We start from the raw sequence: 15,723 nt of genomic DNA, 5'->3' as shown, positions 1-15,723 counted from the left end.
GCGAAAACATGCGTGCGGGTGCGCGCCTGCGCGCTGACAAGCAGATTCCGGATGCTGGTGCTAATCCAGTAGCGCTAGCGCCCGAAACATATCGCGCTCACGCAGTTCTTCTCTTCGGCTCTGCGGCTCCGCCGAAGGCGACCGTTGGCCTGCGCTGCCGGTGGTGCGGCGATACAGCTCGTCAATCAGGTCGGTTGCTAGGCGCACAAGACGGGTGATTTCGCGGTCGTCGCGGTCAATCCACACCGACTGCGGTTCGTCGTGGACGGGGCGGAAGTTGTCGTGTTCTTCCCACACGAACAGCGTGCGTTCGGCGCCGAGTACGTGCTGTTGCCACCACACCTGTCGCAGGTAGTTACGGGGGATGGTGCGCCACGACCGGTTGGTGGTTTTAATTTCTGCCAGGAGCACGCGGCCCTGGTCGTCGACGCATACGCCGTCGGGCGTAGCTAGGTGGCGATGCTCGATCTCGGCGCGAAAGAGTGATGATGACGGCAGAATGCCGTGCGTGGTTTCTACCCATGCGGCAATCTCGGGTTCGCGCCTGCGCCCATGATCGGTGTAGGCGTTGCCAGAAAACCGCGGGCCGTGCCCCAGTTTGCTGTCGGCGGCGCGGCTGATCGACGCCGGCGTGCTGAGTCCCGCCACATCGGTTGCGGTGATGCCGCGCGAGCGTGCTCGCAACCAGGCTGCGCGGTCGCGAGAGTCGGCAACAATTCGCGCAGCAAGTTCGGGAGTCACGGCTCCCAGGGTAGCGCGTTGATGGGCGAGGGTAAGAAGGCCCGCCGAGCCTGGGTAGAGCAGCATCCGGCGATTTGGCGCATGCCGATGCATGACGTATTCTTGAACTAACCAAAGACCGCCGGTCGTTGCTGAGCACGAAAGTGCGAAGGCAATCGAAGCACTGTAGTAACAGAGGGCCCGCGCAGGTGACACGATATTTACTTCAACTTGTTTGAGTTTTGCTCCGTGCGCTTGCGCCGGAGCTTTTTTATTGCCCAGAGCTGAACACACCGAGGTCCAGGCTGGTGACTCACCTCCGTGAGTTACCTCGTATACACAAGGAGTGGCCATGGCGCAGAAGGAAGCATCGGTCGCCGAGCTCACGAAGCAGTTCGAGAGCTCGACCGCCGTTCTGCTCACCGAGTACCGCGGTCTGACGGTGGGCGAGCTCAAAGAGCTTCGCACCAGCATCCGTCAAGACGCGGAATACGCCGTGGTAAAGAACACGCTGACCAAGATTGCTGCCAACAACGCAGGAATCACAGCACTGGACGACGACCTCAAGGGTCCGTCGGCTATTGCCTTCGTGCACGGCGACCCCGTCGCTGTTGCCAAGGGTCTGCGTGCCTTTGCCAAGGCACACCCTCTTCTCGTGATCAAGGGCGGTTACTTCGACGGTAACCCCCTCAGTGCCGAAGAAGTCAGCAAGCTTGCTGACCTCGAGAGCCGTGAAGTCCTGCTGGCGAAGCTCGCCGGTGCGATGAAGGCATCGATGTCGAAGGCTGCCGCTCTCTTCCAGGCGCCGCTGTCGAAGACCGTTCGCACGGTTGAGGCACTGCGTGAGAAGCAGGATGCCGCAGCCTAACGGCCGCGGTTCAGGAACCCCTCGTACCACTAAACAAGCAGGAGAATAATCATGGCGAAGCTCAGCACTGAAGAGCTGCTCGACGCGTTCAAGGAGCTCACCCTCATCGAGCTCAGCGAGTTCGTAAAGGCCTTCGAAGAGACCTTCGACGTTACCGCTGCAGCTCCGGTTGCCGTTGCCGCTGCAGGCGCACCCGCAGCTGGTGGCGACGGTGGCGCAGCCGCTGAAGAGAAGGACGAATTTGACGTCATTCTTGAAGCAGCTGGCGACAAGAAGATCCAGGTCATCAAGGTTGTGCGTGAGCTGACCTCGCTGGGTCTTGGCGACGCAAAGGGCCTCGTTGACGGCGCACCCAAGGCTGTCAAGGAAGGCGTCAACAAGGAAGAAGCAGAGAAGGCTAAGGCTGCTCTGGAAGAGGCTGGCGCAACCGTCACCCTCAAGTAATCTTCTTCGCCACGCACCCACGCGGTGCATGTGCGACAACGAAAGCTCCGCGGCCAGCAGGTCGTGGAGCTTTCGTCGTTAAGGCGCAGCATCCGGAACACAATGCGCAGCATCCGGGGCACTACGCGTCAGCGATACCCCACAACGATCATCAGAGTGCACAAAGGTTAGAAGGTTGTGATGCACAAATCGTTGTGCTGGTGCGCTGGAGCCGAGTAGGTTGGGCCACACATCGGTGTTGTCCCATGCTTCGCGGAATGCACACCACAACCGCGAACAGGCACCGATTTGATGAACCGTGTACTCGAAGAGGAGAAATCACATGGGTCTTTCACAGCGATTCCGTCTCGTAGCGCCGCTGGCATTACTGGGCGCTACAGGGGTAGTGCTTGCCGGTTGCGGTGCCCCGGGCGCACCCGGCGGAGGCGACACCGGAGGAGGAGACACGGATGCCGCTGGCGGTACCGTCACCGTTTACGGCACGATCGTCGACGACGAAGCCCGCCTCATGGAGGAGTCATGGGCAGACTGGGCCGAAGAAAACGACATCACGATCAAATATGAGGGCTCACAAGAGTTCGAAGCCCAGATCGGTACGCGAGCACAGGGTGGAAACCCACCCGACGTGGCCATCTTTCCGCAGCCCGGGCTCTTCGCCGAGTTCGCCAAGCGCGACTACCTCAAACCGGCACCCGAGGGCGTAGAGAGCAACGCCAACGAATACTGGTCGCAAGACTGGGTCGACTACGGCACGGTCGACGGCACTTTCTATGGTGCGCCGCTCATGGCGAACGTGAAGGGGTGGATCTGGTACCAGCCATCACAGTTTGACGAATGGGGTGTGACCCCGCCAGAAACCTGGGATGACCTTCTGGCACTGACCGCAACCATCCAAGAAAAAACTGGAAACCCGCCGTGGTGTGCCGGATTTGAATCGGGCGACGCTACCGGATGGCCGGGCACCGACTGGATCGAAGACTTCGTGATTCGTGACGCGGGCCCCGATGTCTACGACCAGTGGGTTGCTAACGAAGTGCCCTTCACCGACCCAGCCATCAAGGCAGCGTTTGACGAGGCGGGCAAGATTCTACTCAACCCCGACTACGTCAACGCAGGCTTCGGTGACGTGCGTTCCATCAACTCGACCGCATTCGGCGACGTTGCGACCAAGCTCGCTTCGGGCGAATGTGCACTCACTCACCAGGCATCGTTCCTTACCGGGTTCTTCCCCGAAGGTACGAGCTTTGCTGAAGACGGCGATGTGTGGGCGTTCATGATGCCGGGCAAGACCGCGGGCGAACTCAATGTGACCGGCGGTGGCGAAATCGTTGGTGCATTCAGCGACGACGCCGCAACGCAGGCATTCCTCGAATACCTGTCGAGCCCCGAATGGGCAAACTCGCGCGTGAAGCTCGGTGGCGTTACCAGCGCCAACAAGGGACTTGACCCGTCGAACGCGCAGAGTCCGATCCTTGAAGAATCGATCAAGATTCTGCAAGACGAAAACACCACGTTCCGTTTTGATGGCTCCGACCTCATGCCCGGTGCCGTGGGCGCCGGAACATTCTGGAAGGGCATGGTCGCCTGGATCAACGGCACATCGGTCGACGAAGTGCTCAAGCAGATCGAGGCCGGCTGGCCACAAGATTAATGATGGGGCCGGATGCTGCACACCAGCATCCGGCACTATCTTGTGGGGGCTGCCCCTGTGCGGCAGCCCTCACCCGGTGGCCACAAACACCCCTGCGCACATCAGGGCGTAGGCGGCGGCGGGTGTTGGCCCCGGCAACGACAACGGAGTCTGTTGTGAAGGGAACGCTGTGACCGCATTTTTTCAGTGGATCGGAACCATGCATCCGATCCTGCAGGCACTCGTGGTGGTGGCCGCATTCGCGGCCGTCGTCACATTGATCCTGCTACTTGTCGACATTGCACCGCGACGCGGTGCCGTATATACCGGCATCCGGTTAGCGATGTGTGTACTGATTCCGCTGACCGTCATGCTGCTGTTCAACAGCTACTACTGGGCGATGGGCGTTGCCGTCGCCGTCGGTGCGCTGTTCTTCTTGCTGGACTTTCGGGCGCGGCAGGGCACCGGCTACCTTATTCAGCTCGTCGCTTTTCTCACCCCCGCCATGCTGCTGCTGCTCGTGGGGCTCGTGCTACCCAGTCTGCAGACCATCGTGGCGTCATTCATGAACTCCTCGGGCAAAGGATTCGTGGGGCTTGCCAACTACGGCTGGATCTTTACCCAGCCCGCCGGGCTCCGAGTGGTACTCAACACGATCGTGTGGGTGCTGGTCGTGCCCACCGTATCGACCGCCGTCGGTCTTGCCTACGCCGTATTTATTGACCGCACACGCGGCGAAAAAATCTACAAGGTGCTCGTGTTCATGCCCATGGCAATCTCGTTCGTGGGCGCCAGCATCATCTGGAAATTCGTTTACGAATATCGCGGCGGACAATACAAACAAATCGGTCTGCTCAACCAGCTGGTGGTGTGGATGGGCGGCCAACCCCAACAGTGGCTGCTGAACACACCATGGAACACAGCGTTTCTCATCGTCGTGCTCATCTGGGTACAAACCGGTTTTGCGATGGTGGTGCTCTCGGCAGCCATCAAGGGAGTACCCGCAGAACTGCTCGAAGCCGCCGAACTTGACGGCACCAATGCATGGCAGCGGTTCTGGGCTGTGACGGTTCCGGGAATCAAACCAGCCCTCATCGTTGTGCTCACGACCATCTCGATCGCCTCACTGAAGGTCTTCGACATTGTTCGCACCATGACCGGTGGTAACTACGGCACCTCGGTGCTCGCCAACGAGATGTATACCCAGTTCACCAAGTTTGAAAACGGACGAAGCGCCGCACTCGCGGTCATCCTCTTCATTCTTGTTCTGCCGATTGTTGTTTACAACGCTCGCCAGATTCAGCAGCAGCGGGAGATCCGATGAGTACGACAGGCACCAGCCCCGTCTCGGGCGTTGAAAACCTCACGACACACGCTGTCGTCACCGGTGGCGGACTCAACGGAGCCGCAGGTCGCACCAAAAAGCGCCTCACCCGGCCCTGGGCATCCATCGCATCGATCATCATCGCCGCCGTATGGACAATCCCCACCCTCGGACTATTCATCTCATCCTTCCGGCCCCGCGACCAGATTCTGTCGAGCGGCTGGTGGGAGTTCTTTGTGAACCCCGAGGTGACCGGCGAAAACTACGTCACCGTGCTGCAAGCCGGCAACACCCAGTTGACCATGCTGCACTCGTTCATCAACTCGATTGCCATCACGATTCCCGCCACCTGTGTGCCACTCATGGTCGCAGCCATGGCGGCCTACGCTTTCGCATGGATCGACTTTAAAGGCCGCAACGCCCTGTTCATCTTTGTGTTCGCACTGCAAATCGTTCCCTTACAGATGGCGCTCGTGCCGCTGCTGAGCTCGTTCTCACGAGGAATCAACCTCTTCGGCCTGCAGGTCACACTGCCCCTGGGCGTCTCGGGCGGCTACGCCCAAGTATGGATCGCGCACTCCATGTTCGCGCTACCACTAGCCATCTACCTGCTGCACAACTTCATGTCAGAGATCCCCTCCGACATCATCGAGGCAGCACGCGTCGACGGCGCATCGCTCGGACAAATCTTCTTCCGTATTGTGCTGCCTCTCACGATGCCCGCCATCGCAGCGGTAGCCATCTTCCAGTTCTTGTGGGTATGGAACGACCTGCTCGTCGCCCTCGTCTTCGCCGACGGCGCAGTAGCACCCATCACCAAACTGCTGGCAGAGATCACCGGAACCCGAGGAAACGAATGGCACCTGCTCACCGCCGGAGCATTCGTATCGATCATCATTCCGCTCATCGTATTCTTCGCGCTCCAGCGCTACTTTGTGCGAGGCCTGCTCGCCGGATCAACGAAGGGATAAACGAAGGGACAAACGAAGGGACAAACGAGCAGCCCACGCAGTACGGCACACCCGGTGGGTAGGATGGCTCCAGCAATCCTGCCCACCAACCCCTCTTCGTCAGAAGGTTCTGCGTGCCTGAAGCACCCACACCCGCCACCGGCTCACTCCGCATCCCCAGCAGCACAGGCGCTATTCGCACGATTGGCTCCAACCCAGCAACAGCGCCGATTACGCTGCATCCGGGAGACGCGCTATCCACCGGCAGGAGGGTGCTGTACATCATTGTGCTCGGCGCGCTCACCGCACTCGGGCCATTCACCATCGACCTGTACTTGCCCGCGTTCCCGCAGCTCGAAGACGACTTTCACACCACCTCAGCCGCGATCCAACTGACCCTCACCGGCACGATGCTCGGCTTCGCCGTTGGCCAACTTTTGGTCGGCCCCCTGAGCGACAAAATCGGTCGCCGGGTACCACTCGTCGCCGTCACAAGTCTGCACGTGCTCTCCAGCATCGCCGCAGCACTGGCCCCCACGCTGCTACTACTGGGAGTCACTAGGGTCATTATGGGTTTTGGTGCCGCCGCAGGAGGCGTCGTTGCCATGGCCATCGTGCGCGACCTCTTTGGCGGCAAGCGCCTGGTCATCATGCTCTCGCGCCTCGCACTTGTCTCGGGAGTCGCACCCGTTGTTGCACCGATAATCGGTTCGGCACTGCTCACCGTCGTCTCGTGGCAGGGCATATTTGTTGCGCTCGCCGGATACGGGCTTGTCATGCTGATGGCCGTCATCTTTGCCGTACCCGAAACACTGCCGCGCGAACGCCGCAACGACCGCGGCTCAACCACCATGCTCGAGCGCTACCGCATGGTGTTCTCTGACCGCGTGTACGTGGGCATGCTCATCATTGGTGCCATGACGTTCTCGGGCCTGTTCTCGTACCTGTCGGCGTCACCGTTTCTGTTTCAAATCACCCACGGGCTCGACCCGCAACAGTACGGCCTGCTGTTTGCCATGAATTCGATCGGCATGGTGATCGGAGTGCAGGTGTCGTCGCGGCTCGCCGCACGATTCGGCCCCCAGTGGGTGCTGGCGTTCTCCACCGGCCTGCAAATTATTGCGGCCACCATGATCATCACCCTCGACCAACTGGGCACCGGACTGTGGGGCGCGGTTGTGCCCCTGTTCTTCTTTATGCTCTCGTGCGGGTTTACTTTTCCGAGCGTGCAGGTACTCGCTCTTGACCGGCACGGTAAAGCAGCCGGCACCGCCGCATCGCTTCTGGGAGCCTGTAACTTCGGTGTCGCCGCGATCATCTCGCCCCTGGTCGGGTGGCTTGCGCGCGACGCGGGCATTACCGCGACGACCATGGCGGCCGTTATGGTGGCGTGCTCGACGATCGGCACCCTTGCGCTCTGGTTCATCGTGCGCCCGCGCACCGTCGGAATGCTCAACCCCTAAACCGCGCGTGCGCGCCGTCGGGTTTTTACGGGTCTTTACCCGATGAGCATGAGCACCGCATGCGACTGCTCAATAGCTTCCAATTCGTGGAGCACCCCGGCCTCCACCTGAATCGAACCGCCCTCACCCAGCTCATATTCGGCACCATCGACCCGGAACAGAATGCGCCCCTGCGCCACCTGCACAATAATCGGCACCGGTGCACGATGCTCTTTCATCACCGCACCGGCATCAAAAGACAGCGCACGCACCTTTAACCCGGGGGCATCAAAAACTCGGAACGGTTTGACACGGCCTTCAACAACCGGGTTCTGTGCCTGCCAGTCGGCGCTGCTACTGGCCAAAAGAGTGTGCGACATATCGACTCCGTCCGCTTCCGTTCTTCGAAACAACTCCTGTGCCCACCGTATCGGTCGGCATGGGCGGCCGGCTCAAAACGGGGGAATGTGTGGGGTGCAGCATCCGGATGCTACTGTTCACCGGCATGCGCATGCGACACAATGACCACATGGCACGATCACGATTAATGCAGTGGGGCGCCGCTGCCCTCGTCTTGGCGTTGGCGCTGGGAGTGTGGGTGGTGTGGCTGCCGATACCGCTGTTCGCCGCAGCAGACCAGGGCTGGCATGATTTTGTTGTCGAGCACCGCACACCGCTTATGGTGTCGATCGCGACCGTGCTGAACTGGGTCGGCGGCGGTGTCATTGGAGCAATCGTCATACCGCTTCTGACCGCCCTCATTGTGCTGATCACCCACGGATGGCGGTGGGCCGTCACCGTCGTTGTGGCGCTGGCCAGCAGCAGCGTGGCCGTGCAGATACTCAAATATGCGTTCTCGCGGGCACGGCCCGACAGCCCCCTCGTACCGACTGACTTTGGTTCATTCCCATCCGGGCATACATCGCATGCCGCGGGCCTGGCGATAGTGGTGTGGCTGCTGTGGCCGCGCGTTATCGTCGTCATCGCCGCAGCGCTGGCTGTTATCACGATGGCGCTGTCACGCACGATCGTGTCGGCACACTGGGCCAGCGACACACTCGGAGGCATGCTAACGGGCCTCGCCATGACACTGATCGTCTGCGCAGCCATGAACGGCTGGGTGCGCCGCGATCATCGAAAGCTAGGCTGGAAACACCGCGCCGACCCCCAATAAATCCCCCAGGAGTAACCGTGTCGCACATTCGCGCCTACCAGCCCGCCGACCGTCCAGCGCTCTACGACGTGTGCGTGCGCACCGCGAACGCCGGCGGCGACGCCCGCGGAATTTTCTCTCACGACCACCTGTGGGGCGACGTCTGGGCCGTGCCCTACGCCGAACGACACCCCGACCTCGCCTGGGTCGTCGAAAGCGACGACAAACGCGTCATCGGCTACATCGTCGCCACCGACAACACCGACGCCTTCGAAACCTGGTTCCGCGACGAATGGTGGCCAACGCGCGCACCCGCCTATTCGAAGGGTGTGCCGGATGCTCGTGGTGCAGCGGGTGATGGTGGCGGCGCTGGTGTTGGTCGTGCTGGCGCGGATGTTGGTGATGACTCGGGCGCTGGTGGTGCGGGCCCGGATGCTGGTGGCGGTGCGGGTGTTGGTGATGACTCGGACGCTGGTGGTGCCGGCGCGGGTGTTGGAGGAGGTGCTGGTGTCCGAGGCAGTGACCCGGAACGTGAACAGCGCGTGATCGCCATGGCCGCACACCGCGGGCCCGGCCAAGAACCCTTCGCCGCAGAGTACCCGGCACACCTGCACATCGACCTACTGCCCGAAACACAGGGGCAAGGGCTCGGCCGAAAGTTGATGGATACCCTCACAGCAGAATTGCGACGCCGAGGAGTCGCAGGCCTTCATCTGGGCATGGACCCGGCAAATAAGGGAGCCGCCGTGTTCTACGAGCGCCTCGGCTTCGACCGACTCCCCACCAGCGACGGATCACTCAAATACGGCCTGCGCCTGTAACGCCGCCGCGCGCCTTTTCGTCTCGAGCGCGCCCCTTCGCGCCTCCTGCTCCACCACCCGGCGTTCGCTTTTCGCCACCGGTCGCAACATGCCGTTGGTGTTTGACGGTGTGCGGCATGTTGTGCCCGGTCGCGGTGCGGCCCGTTCCGCCACCGGTCGCAACATGCCGTGTCTATGCGGTGTGTTGCGGCGTGTTGTGCCCGGTCGCGCAAAAAACGGTGTGGCCCGTTTCGTCACCCGCCGTTCCTGTGCACCACCCGGCGTTCGCTTTTCCGCCACCCGGCGTTTGAGCTTCCGTCATCGGGCACTCGCTGTCCACCACCCGGCGTTCGCTTTTCCGCCACCGGTCGCAACATGCCGTTGGTGTTTGACAGTGTGCGGCGTGTTGTGTCCGGTCGTGGTGTGGTCCGTTTTGCCACCGGTCGCAACATGCCGTGTCTACGCAATGTGTTGCGGCGTGTTGTGCCCGGTCGCGCAAAAAACGGTGTGGGCGAAGGAGAGCGCGCGGTAAAGGCAGCGGTTACGGCTGGCTTGGCACTCTCGGCAGTTCGGGTAGGATGATCTGTGGCCCTGCGGGGCCGCCCGGAGGATTCGCCTAGTGGCCTATGGCGCACGCTTGGAAAGCGTGTTGGGGATGAAACCCCTCGGGGGTTCGAATCCCCCATCCTCCGCCAAGCGAAATGTGCACCTGACCAGGAGTTTTTATGCTCCGGATGCTTCTCGTAATGCCTTGATCTGGCAGTATGCGCGGCATGTAGGCTGGGTCGATGGCTGTCAGCGTGAACTCTGAGTTTTTGATCACCACTGCCATCATTATCGCGGTCGCTGCGGTAATTGGGGTGGGTGTGGTTTACGGCATCCGGCTTATTGGTCTGCTTATTAGCAGGCGCGTGAGTTGGGTGGGTGAACTGGGGCGCCGAGTGCACCGGTCTTTGCTGGTGTTTACCCTGATTATTGCTGTGTGGTTGGGGGCGGCGGTTGCTCCGACGGGAGTAATGGGGCTGTGGCCGATCGTGTCGCGGCTTTTTTTGATCGCCACCATCATTGCCGGGTCGTGGCTGTTGGCGGCCGTTGTGTCTTTTGGTTTTGAACGCCTCATGGCGAAAGAGAAAGAGCTGCTGTCGGGTGCTGAGCAGCGCCGCAGGCAGACTCAACTGCTGGTCATTCATCGCCTCACCCTCGTGGTGATTGCGGTCATTGCTATTGGTGGGGCGTTGTCGACGTTCCCGCAGTTGCGTGCGCTGGGTACGAGCATTCTTGCTTCTGCCGGCATTGTTGGCGTGGTTGCGGGTCTTGCTGCGCAGTCGATTTTGGGCAATCTGATCGCGGGCATTCAGATTGTGTTTACGGATGCGATTCGGGTCGATGACATTGTGGTTATCGAGGGGGAGTGGGGCCGCATCGGCGAGATTAATTTGTCGTATGTGGTTGTTTATATTTGGGATGAACGGCGGCTGGTTTTGCCGTGTAGTTATTTCACGACCACGCCGATTGAAACGTGGACGCGGCATTCCGACAAGATTATGGGCGCGGTCATTATGGATCTTGACTGGCGTGTTCCGATGGATGAAGTGCGGGCGAAGTTCCACGAAATTATTGATGCTTCGCCTGAGTGGGATCGCCGGTCGTCGAGCGTGTGGGTTATTGGTTCCGAGGGCGGTTGGGTGACGGTGCGGTTTGTCATCTCGGCAAAGAACTCTGACGACCAGTGGGTGCTGCGTTGCCAGGTGCGCGAGAAAATGATGACGTGGTTGCAGCAGCAGCATCCGGAAGCTCTTCCGCACACTCGCGTGCGTGTCGATGACCCGACTTCGGCTGCAGAGCCTGCCCGGAACGTTCAGAGTGTGAGCACGTAGAATTTGAGGGTGGCCACCCCAAAAATTGTGTTGTTTTATGCGTTCACGCCGCTTGCCGACCCTGAGGCGATCCGTGTGTGGCAGCGTGACCTGTGCGAGGCTCTGAGGTTGCGCGGCCGCATCATTATTTCTGAGCATGGCATTAACGGCACGCTCGGTGGCGATCTGCCTGCGGTAAAAAAGTGGGTGCGTAAATTTCGTTCGTATGCGGCTTTTGCCGATACCGACATCAAGTGGAGTGAAGGCTCTGGTGTCGACGATGACGGTTACAGCGTTGATTTTCCGAAGTTGAGCGTGAAAGTTCGCGACGAAATTGTGTCTTTTGGTGCGCCGGGCGAGCTCGCTGTCGACGACGACGGTGTTGTGGGTGGCGGGGCCCGGCTTACGCCGGAAGCGTTGCACGACCTGGTCGAAAAACGTGGCGATGACGTGGTGTTTTTTGACGGAAGAAACGCGCTCGAGGCCCAGATTGGTCGTTTTCGTGACGCGATTGTGCCCGATGTTGAGACCACCCGCGATTTTGTGAAGGTGCTCGACTCGGGCGAATACGACCATCTGAAAGACAAACCGGTCGTCACCTATTGCACGGGTGGTATTCGCTGCGAAGTGCTGTCGAGCCTCATGCGTTCACGCGGGTTTGGTGAGGTCTATCAACTCGACGGTGGCATTGTTCGCTACGGCGAAAAGTATGGTGACGAGGGGCTGTGGCAGGGGTCGTTGTACGTTTTCGATCAGCGTCTTGCTGTTGATTTCAGCGACAAAGCCGCGGTAATTGGCGAGTGTGAGAATTGCGGCGCGTCGACGAATCGCACCGCTAATTGTCCGGATGCTTCGTGTCGCCGCCAGTTCGTGGTGTGTGAGTCGTGCGACCAGATGCCCTGCTCAGAGCACGCCGCAGCAGGGTAGTCAGCGAAGGCACCAGAGCGCCGACCGTCGCGAACACTGCGCGTATGACTGACCGCGGCATGATGAGCGCGCCCACACGAGTGCGCCGGGGTGCCAGCGGTGGTATTTCTGCGATGGCGCGGTGCAGAACCGGGGCGAGAGTGACCGTGTATTGGCCGGGCCGCGCAAACGTTGCCCGCTCGAAGGTTTCGATAAATGCCTGCGCCGAATCTTCAGGCATGCCGTGTGTTGCAACAAGGCGCTGAGCACTGGCACGCACCGACTCGTGGTGCGGCACGGCAAAACCATAGTCGGTCAGGGTTGCCTGCCATTCGGCGGCAGCTGCCGAGGTTGCGGCCGCAGCAGCCTCGGGCGAAGTTCCCGCAGCCGTTGCGGGGTGGCTTGCACGATGCATCCGGATGCTGCGCAGCACCCGGCGCACACCGGCCGGAAGCAGCAGCACAACCAGCACAATGCCTGAAACCCATAGCCACGGCATGGTGGTGGCGGTGGAGTCGGTGTCGGTGGCCGGTGCCCGGGTGGGTTCGGGTTGCGCCTCGGGTTCGAGAGTCGGCTGAAGTTCGTGCTCAGAGGCGTCGGTGTCGGCGGTGGGGGTGGGCTCGGGGTCGGTGACGAGGTTGTCGTCGTCATCGACGGCTGTCGTGGCGGGGATGCCGAGTGTGGCCGTGGGTTCAAAAGCTACCCAGCCGATGCCCTCGAAAAATACTTCGGGCCACGCGTGCAACTGATCGGTTGAGACAGCGTAGACGGTTTTGTCGTCTTGTTTTTGTGTCGTGGCGGCTCCGGGCAGGTATCCGACCACAATGCGGCTGGGCATGTCGAGCGTTCGCGCCATGACAGCAAAAGCGCCGGCAAAGTGCACGCAGTATCCGGCGCGTGCTTCCAAGAAAGCCGACAGGGCTTCGACACCGGTACCGTCGAAATCGTCGTCGACGGGGGCCGTCAGCGAATAGTGAAACGATGACCGAAACCAGTCTTGGAGCGCAACGAGCCGCTCATAATCGGTGTTTTCTTCGACGGTCACCGACGCGGCTGCTTCATAGAGTTCGGGAGGCAGATCTTCGGGCAGATAACGATATTTGGCTGATTGCACGAGAAAAGCACGCGACTGCCGCAGCTGTTCGAGCGTTGGCTGCCCGATCACGGTGTCGATCGTGTACACCTGGTCGGCGGCGTCGGCCGATGACGACGTCACCGTGTCGTTTTCGGGGTGGGCACGCCACGCGCCATCTAAACCACGCGCAGCCACGGCACCGGATGGTACGGGTATGCGGTCGCCCTGCAGCGCAGTGATACGAATCGAGGTGGTGTCGTGCAGTTCTTCAACACCCTCGGGTACTGCACCGGCGCGACCCTCAGCCTGGGCGCGAAGGGGCGCAGCAGAAGGGGTATCCGGATGCCACACATCGCCGTCAAAACGCGAGAGCGTGGCCACACGCAAATAGGGCGCTCGCGACGCCGTCGTCATCAGCGTGAGGGCCACGGCAGGCTCGTGCTGTCGTAGGTCACTGCCCATATCGAGTGACGTGTTGATGTGCATTGCTCCTGCCCCGCCCAGCACAGAAAGCTGATGCAACGGCACAAAAGGAGTCAGGATGAGACTGGCGACGATCGCGGCCGTGCCCAGCAGGAGCGCCACCGCTGCGCCGGGCCGCGGAGTGGGCGCGGGCTCGCTGCCGCCCCACGCCGCGCGAGCCGGGGAGTCGCTGGACTGCGGCATCCGGAGCGCAATAACGACATAGAGCCCCATCGCGATGAGCCACAGAACACCGGGCCATTGCGAGACCGCCAGTGATGGGATAGCGGCGGTGGCCAGCACAATAATGATGGCCGGAACCACCAGTCGCACGGCACCCACCAGCGCATCGAGCAAAATGACCAGGCCAGCACAGCCCGCCGTCAACGCAAAAATGAGGCCCGTGGCGGGGTCAAGAGGAGCAACACCCTCGGTCACCTGACGCATGGCATCGCCGATAAGAGCGGGAAACCTGCGCCACACGCCAGCGCCGGGCCAGGCACCAAAGACGATATCGGCCGGGAAGAGTCGTCGAAAAGTGATGACCCCGGCGATATACACCTGCACAGCCATCACAATGAGTGTTGTTGCTACCTCGGAGCGGCGACGCAGCAGCCGGCGCAGCACCATGCCCGTCACGACGCTGGCCAGCGTGGTCACCACGACCGTGACCACCCATGGGCCGGGGATAATGACCTGGGCAATGGGCCACACGGCAACGACCATGCCGAGCAGCACAATTGCCGCGGCGTGGGCGCTGCGGGGTAGGGCCGGGCGCGGGTCGGTAGAATAAGCGGAATCGGCGGCTGAGGGTTCGGCGGCGAGGGCTTCGGCAACCGCGTCGTTATCGATGACAGAGTTAGACACGCGTGGCCGCCCCACCGGTCTCATCAGAACCTTCGCCGCTGTGGGCCTGCTGCCACGCTGCAGCCGGGTCGTGCGTGAGCGGCGCCGCGCGCCAGCCGTAACTGCGGGCGTGTGCATGCACCGCGGGCGTCAACCGCTGAGCCAACAGCACAACAGAAGAGCCCAGAGCGCGCGCCCAGTCGTCGATGGTCGAAGCCTCGACATTACCCGCGATGATCACCGTCAGCAGCGCCGAACCGCGTTCAAGCACCAGGGTCTGCTGGGTTTGTTGCGGCGCGACCGCGGCAAGTTTTTCTAAAAGATCGTGGCGGCCATCTAGTCCCGCGACCGTGCCCCACTGTGCCCCGGTACTGTCGAGCACCACCACGCGGTGCCCCTGATCGGCCAGGTGCATAGTGACCGAGGCGCAGGCAGTGACCGCATCGTCCATCAGCTCAGCATGATTCTTCGCGGTCGGGCCGACCAGCCACCGCCGCAACGCCACATCAACCACCACCTGCGTATGCGTTGCATCGTGCTGCTCTTCTTGCCGCACCATCATCTCGCCGTGGCGCGCGGTGGCCCGCCAATGCACGCGACGCAGCGAATCCCCCGGTGCATAGGGGCGAGGAATAGGACTATCGGCACCATGCTGCATGAGCATGCCCCGACGAGTAACAGCCGATTCGCCCCCGGATGCTGCTGCCTGCCCGGCATCCAGAGTATAAATAGCCGGAAGCACAGTGACGCTTGTTGATTGCCCACAGGTGCGTGTGCGCTGCACAAGACCAAAAGGGTCCGTGACCGTCACCCGCAGGGGCCCGAGCGTACCCCGACCTCGCCGTGCGGCACCAACCACGTAACCCTGCGGCACCTCGCTGCCATACGAGTCGATCGACGCAACACCGAGTTCACCGCGACCCTCACCCACGAGCGGGGCAGACACCGGATCATGCCAGGCTGCAGCACGCACACGCCGCTGTCGCCCGCCCGTCGTCTGCGCCCACACATCAAGCGTCACCTGAGCACTGTCACCGACCGTAAATACGCGCGGCGAAACCTCGCGTCGAACATCAACGTTCACCATGGCGACGACAACCCACAGTGCCGCCAGCGCCACGACAGTCACCAGCATGATGCCGGATGCAACAACCACTGCCGAACCCACCATTGCCCCGCCACCAACACACAGCACCCCGGTCAGCGCAACCGCCAACCCCCGCGAAGTAACGCGACGCATGCGCATT

Annotated in this window: 14 protein-coding genes and 1 tRNA gene; 11 read left to right on the top strand and 4 right to left on the bottom strand. The window is 61.5% G+C overall.

What is annotated here, in order from left to right; all coding sequences use genetic code 11:
* Positions 1-60 precede the first annotated feature (60 nt).
* Positions 61-741, bottom strand: coding sequence for a YqaJ viral recombinase family protein (locus ACQUSW_RS05140; RefSeq protein WP_428931294.1), 681 nt, complete (start codon positions 739-741; stop codon positions 61-63).
* A 331-nt stretch (positions 742-1,072) separates the two neighbouring features.
* On the opposite strand from ACQUSW_RS05140, the gene rplJ reads away from it, so the two are divergent.
* From rplJ to ACQUSW_RS05110, 6 genes are all read left to right on the top strand, one after another.
* Positions 1,073-1,588, top strand: a complete 516-nt coding sequence (rplJ, locus tag ACQUSW_RS05135) for a 50S ribosomal protein L10 (protein ID WP_428931162.1) — start codon at positions 1,073-1,075, stop codon at positions 1,586-1,588.
* Positions 1,589-1,639: 51 nt separating this feature from the next.
* The gene (gene rplL / locus ACQUSW_RS05130; protein ID WP_428931161.1) at positions 1,640-2,032 is read left to right on the top strand and encodes a 50S ribosomal protein L7/L12; all 393 of its coding nucleotides are present in this window, start codon (positions 1,640-1,642) and stop codon (positions 2,030-2,032) included.
* 322 nt (positions 2,033-2,354) lie between these two features.
* Entirely contained in the window at positions 2,355-3,683 is a 1,329-nt protein-coding gene (locus ACQUSW_RS05125) for an ABC transporter substrate-binding protein (protein ID WP_428931160.1), read from the top strand.
* A 169-nt stretch (positions 3,684-3,852) separates the two neighbouring features.
* Positions 3,853-4,986, top strand: coding sequence for a carbohydrate ABC transporter permease (locus ACQUSW_RS05120; RefSeq protein ID WP_428931159.1), 1,134 nt, complete (start codon positions 3,853-3,855; stop codon positions 4,984-4,986).
* Positions 4,983-5,957, top strand: coding sequence for a carbohydrate ABC transporter permease (locus tag ACQUSW_RS05115; RefSeq protein ID WP_428931158.1), 975 nt, complete (start codon positions 4,983-4,985; stop codon positions 5,955-5,957). The genes ACQUSW_RS05120 and ACQUSW_RS05115 overlap by 4 nt, the downstream gene beginning before the upstream one ends.
* A gap of 152 nt (positions 5,958-6,109) precedes the next feature.
* Positions 6,110-7,399, top strand: a complete 1,290-nt coding sequence (locus tag ACQUSW_RS05110; protein WP_428931293.1) for a multidrug effflux MFS transporter — start codon at positions 6,110-6,112, stop codon at positions 7,397-7,399.
* Between the two features lie 35 nt (positions 7,400-7,434).
* Here ACQUSW_RS05110 and ACQUSW_RS05105 read toward each other — a convergent pair whose 3' ends face one another.
* Positions 7,435-7,758: a cupin domain-containing protein gene (locus ACQUSW_RS05105; protein WP_428931157.1), complete on the bottom strand. Its 324-nt coding sequence runs from the start codon at positions 7,756-7,758 to the stop codon at positions 7,435-7,437.
* 149 nt (positions 7,759-7,907) lie between these two features.
* On the opposite strand from ACQUSW_RS05105, the gene ACQUSW_RS05100 reads away from it, so the two are divergent.
* From ACQUSW_RS05100 to trhO, 5 genes are all read left to right on the top strand, one after another.
* A complete protein-coding gene (locus tag ACQUSW_RS05100; protein ID WP_428931156.1) occupies positions 7,908-8,552 on the top strand; it encodes a phosphatase PAP2 family protein in 645 nt (214 codons plus the stop codon).
* Positions 8,553-8,569: 17 nt separating this feature from the next.
* On the top strand, positions 8,570-9,352 hold the full coding sequence (locus ACQUSW_RS05095) for a GNAT family N-acetyltransferase (protein WP_428931155.1): 783 nt from the start codon (positions 8,570-8,572) through the stop codon (positions 9,350-9,352).
* A 584-nt stretch (positions 9,353-9,936) separates the two neighbouring features.
* A tRNA-Ser gene (locus tag ACQUSW_RS05090) sits at positions 9,937-10,026 on the top strand.
* Positions 10,027-10,119: 93 nt separating this feature from the next.
* The gene (locus tag ACQUSW_RS05085) at positions 10,120-11,208 is read left to right on the top strand and encodes a mechanosensitive ion channel family protein (RefSeq protein WP_428931154.1); all 1,089 of its coding nucleotides are present in this window, start codon (positions 10,120-10,122) and stop codon (positions 11,206-11,208) included.
* 9 nt (positions 11,209-11,217) lie between these two features.
* The gene (gene trhO / locus ACQUSW_RS05080; protein WP_428931153.1) at positions 11,218-12,114 is read left to right on the top strand and encodes an oxygen-dependent tRNA uridine(34) hydroxylase TrhO; all 897 of its coding nucleotides are present in this window, start codon (positions 11,218-11,220) and stop codon (positions 12,112-12,114) included.
* On the opposite strand, the gene ACQUSW_RS05075 is transcribed toward trhO, so the two are convergent.
* Positions 12,023-14,497: a transglutaminaseTgpA domain-containing protein gene (locus ACQUSW_RS05075; protein WP_428931152.1), complete on the bottom strand. Its 2,475-nt coding sequence runs from the start codon at positions 14,495-14,497 to the stop codon at positions 12,023-12,025. The genes trhO and ACQUSW_RS05075 overlap by 92 nt on opposite strands.
* Complete coding sequence (locus tag ACQUSW_RS05070) at positions 14,490-15,716, bottom strand: DUF58 domain-containing protein (RefSeq protein ID WP_428931151.1); 1,227 nt, start codon at positions 15,714-15,716, stop codon at positions 14,490-14,492. The genes ACQUSW_RS05075 and ACQUSW_RS05070 overlap by 8 nt, the downstream gene beginning before the upstream one ends.
* Positions 15,717-15,723 lie beyond the last annotated feature (7 nt).

The sequence above is a fragment of the Microbacterium luticellae genome, from assembly GCF_050408645.1.
Taxonomy (GTDB): Bacteria; Actinomycetota; Actinomycetes; order Actinomycetales; family Microbacteriaceae; genus Microbacterium.
Note: the sequence above shows the minus strand (reverse complement) of the source record. Positions and strands in the feature narration are given on the sequence as shown.

Bases quoted from the DNA above. Each gene is read 5' to 3' on its own strand.
- rplL (WP_428931161.1), top strand. From the start codon at position 1,640: ATGGCGAAGCTCAGCACTGAAGAGCTGCTCGACGCGTTCAAGGAGCTC.
- ACQUSW_RS05070 (WP_428931151.1), bottom strand. From the start codon at position 15,716: ATGCGTCGCGTTACTTCGCGGGGGTTGGCGGTTGCGCTGACCGGGGTG.
- ACQUSW_RS05115 (WP_428931158.1), top strand. From the start codon at position 4,983: ATGAGTACGACAGGCACCAGCCCCGTCTCGGGCGTTGAAAACCTCACG.
- ACQUSW_RS05085 (WP_428931154.1), top strand. From the start codon at position 10,120: ATGGCTGTCAGCGTGAACTCTGAGTTTTTGATCACCACTGCCATCATT.
- ACQUSW_RS05100 (WP_428931156.1), top strand. From the start codon at position 7,908: ATGGCACGATCACGATTAATGCAGTGGGGCGCCGCTGCCCTCGTCTTG.
- ACQUSW_RS05105 (WP_428931157.1), bottom strand. From the start codon at position 7,758: ATGTCGCACACTCTTTTGGCCAGTAGCAGCGCCGACTGGCAGGCACAG.
- ACQUSW_RS05125 (WP_428931160.1), top strand. From the start codon at position 2,355: ATGGGTCTTTCACAGCGATTCCGTCTCGTAGCGCCGCTGGCATTACTG.
- rplJ (WP_428931162.1), top strand. From the start codon at position 1,073: ATGGCGCAGAAGGAAGCATCGGTCGCCGAGCTCACGAAGCAGTTCGAG.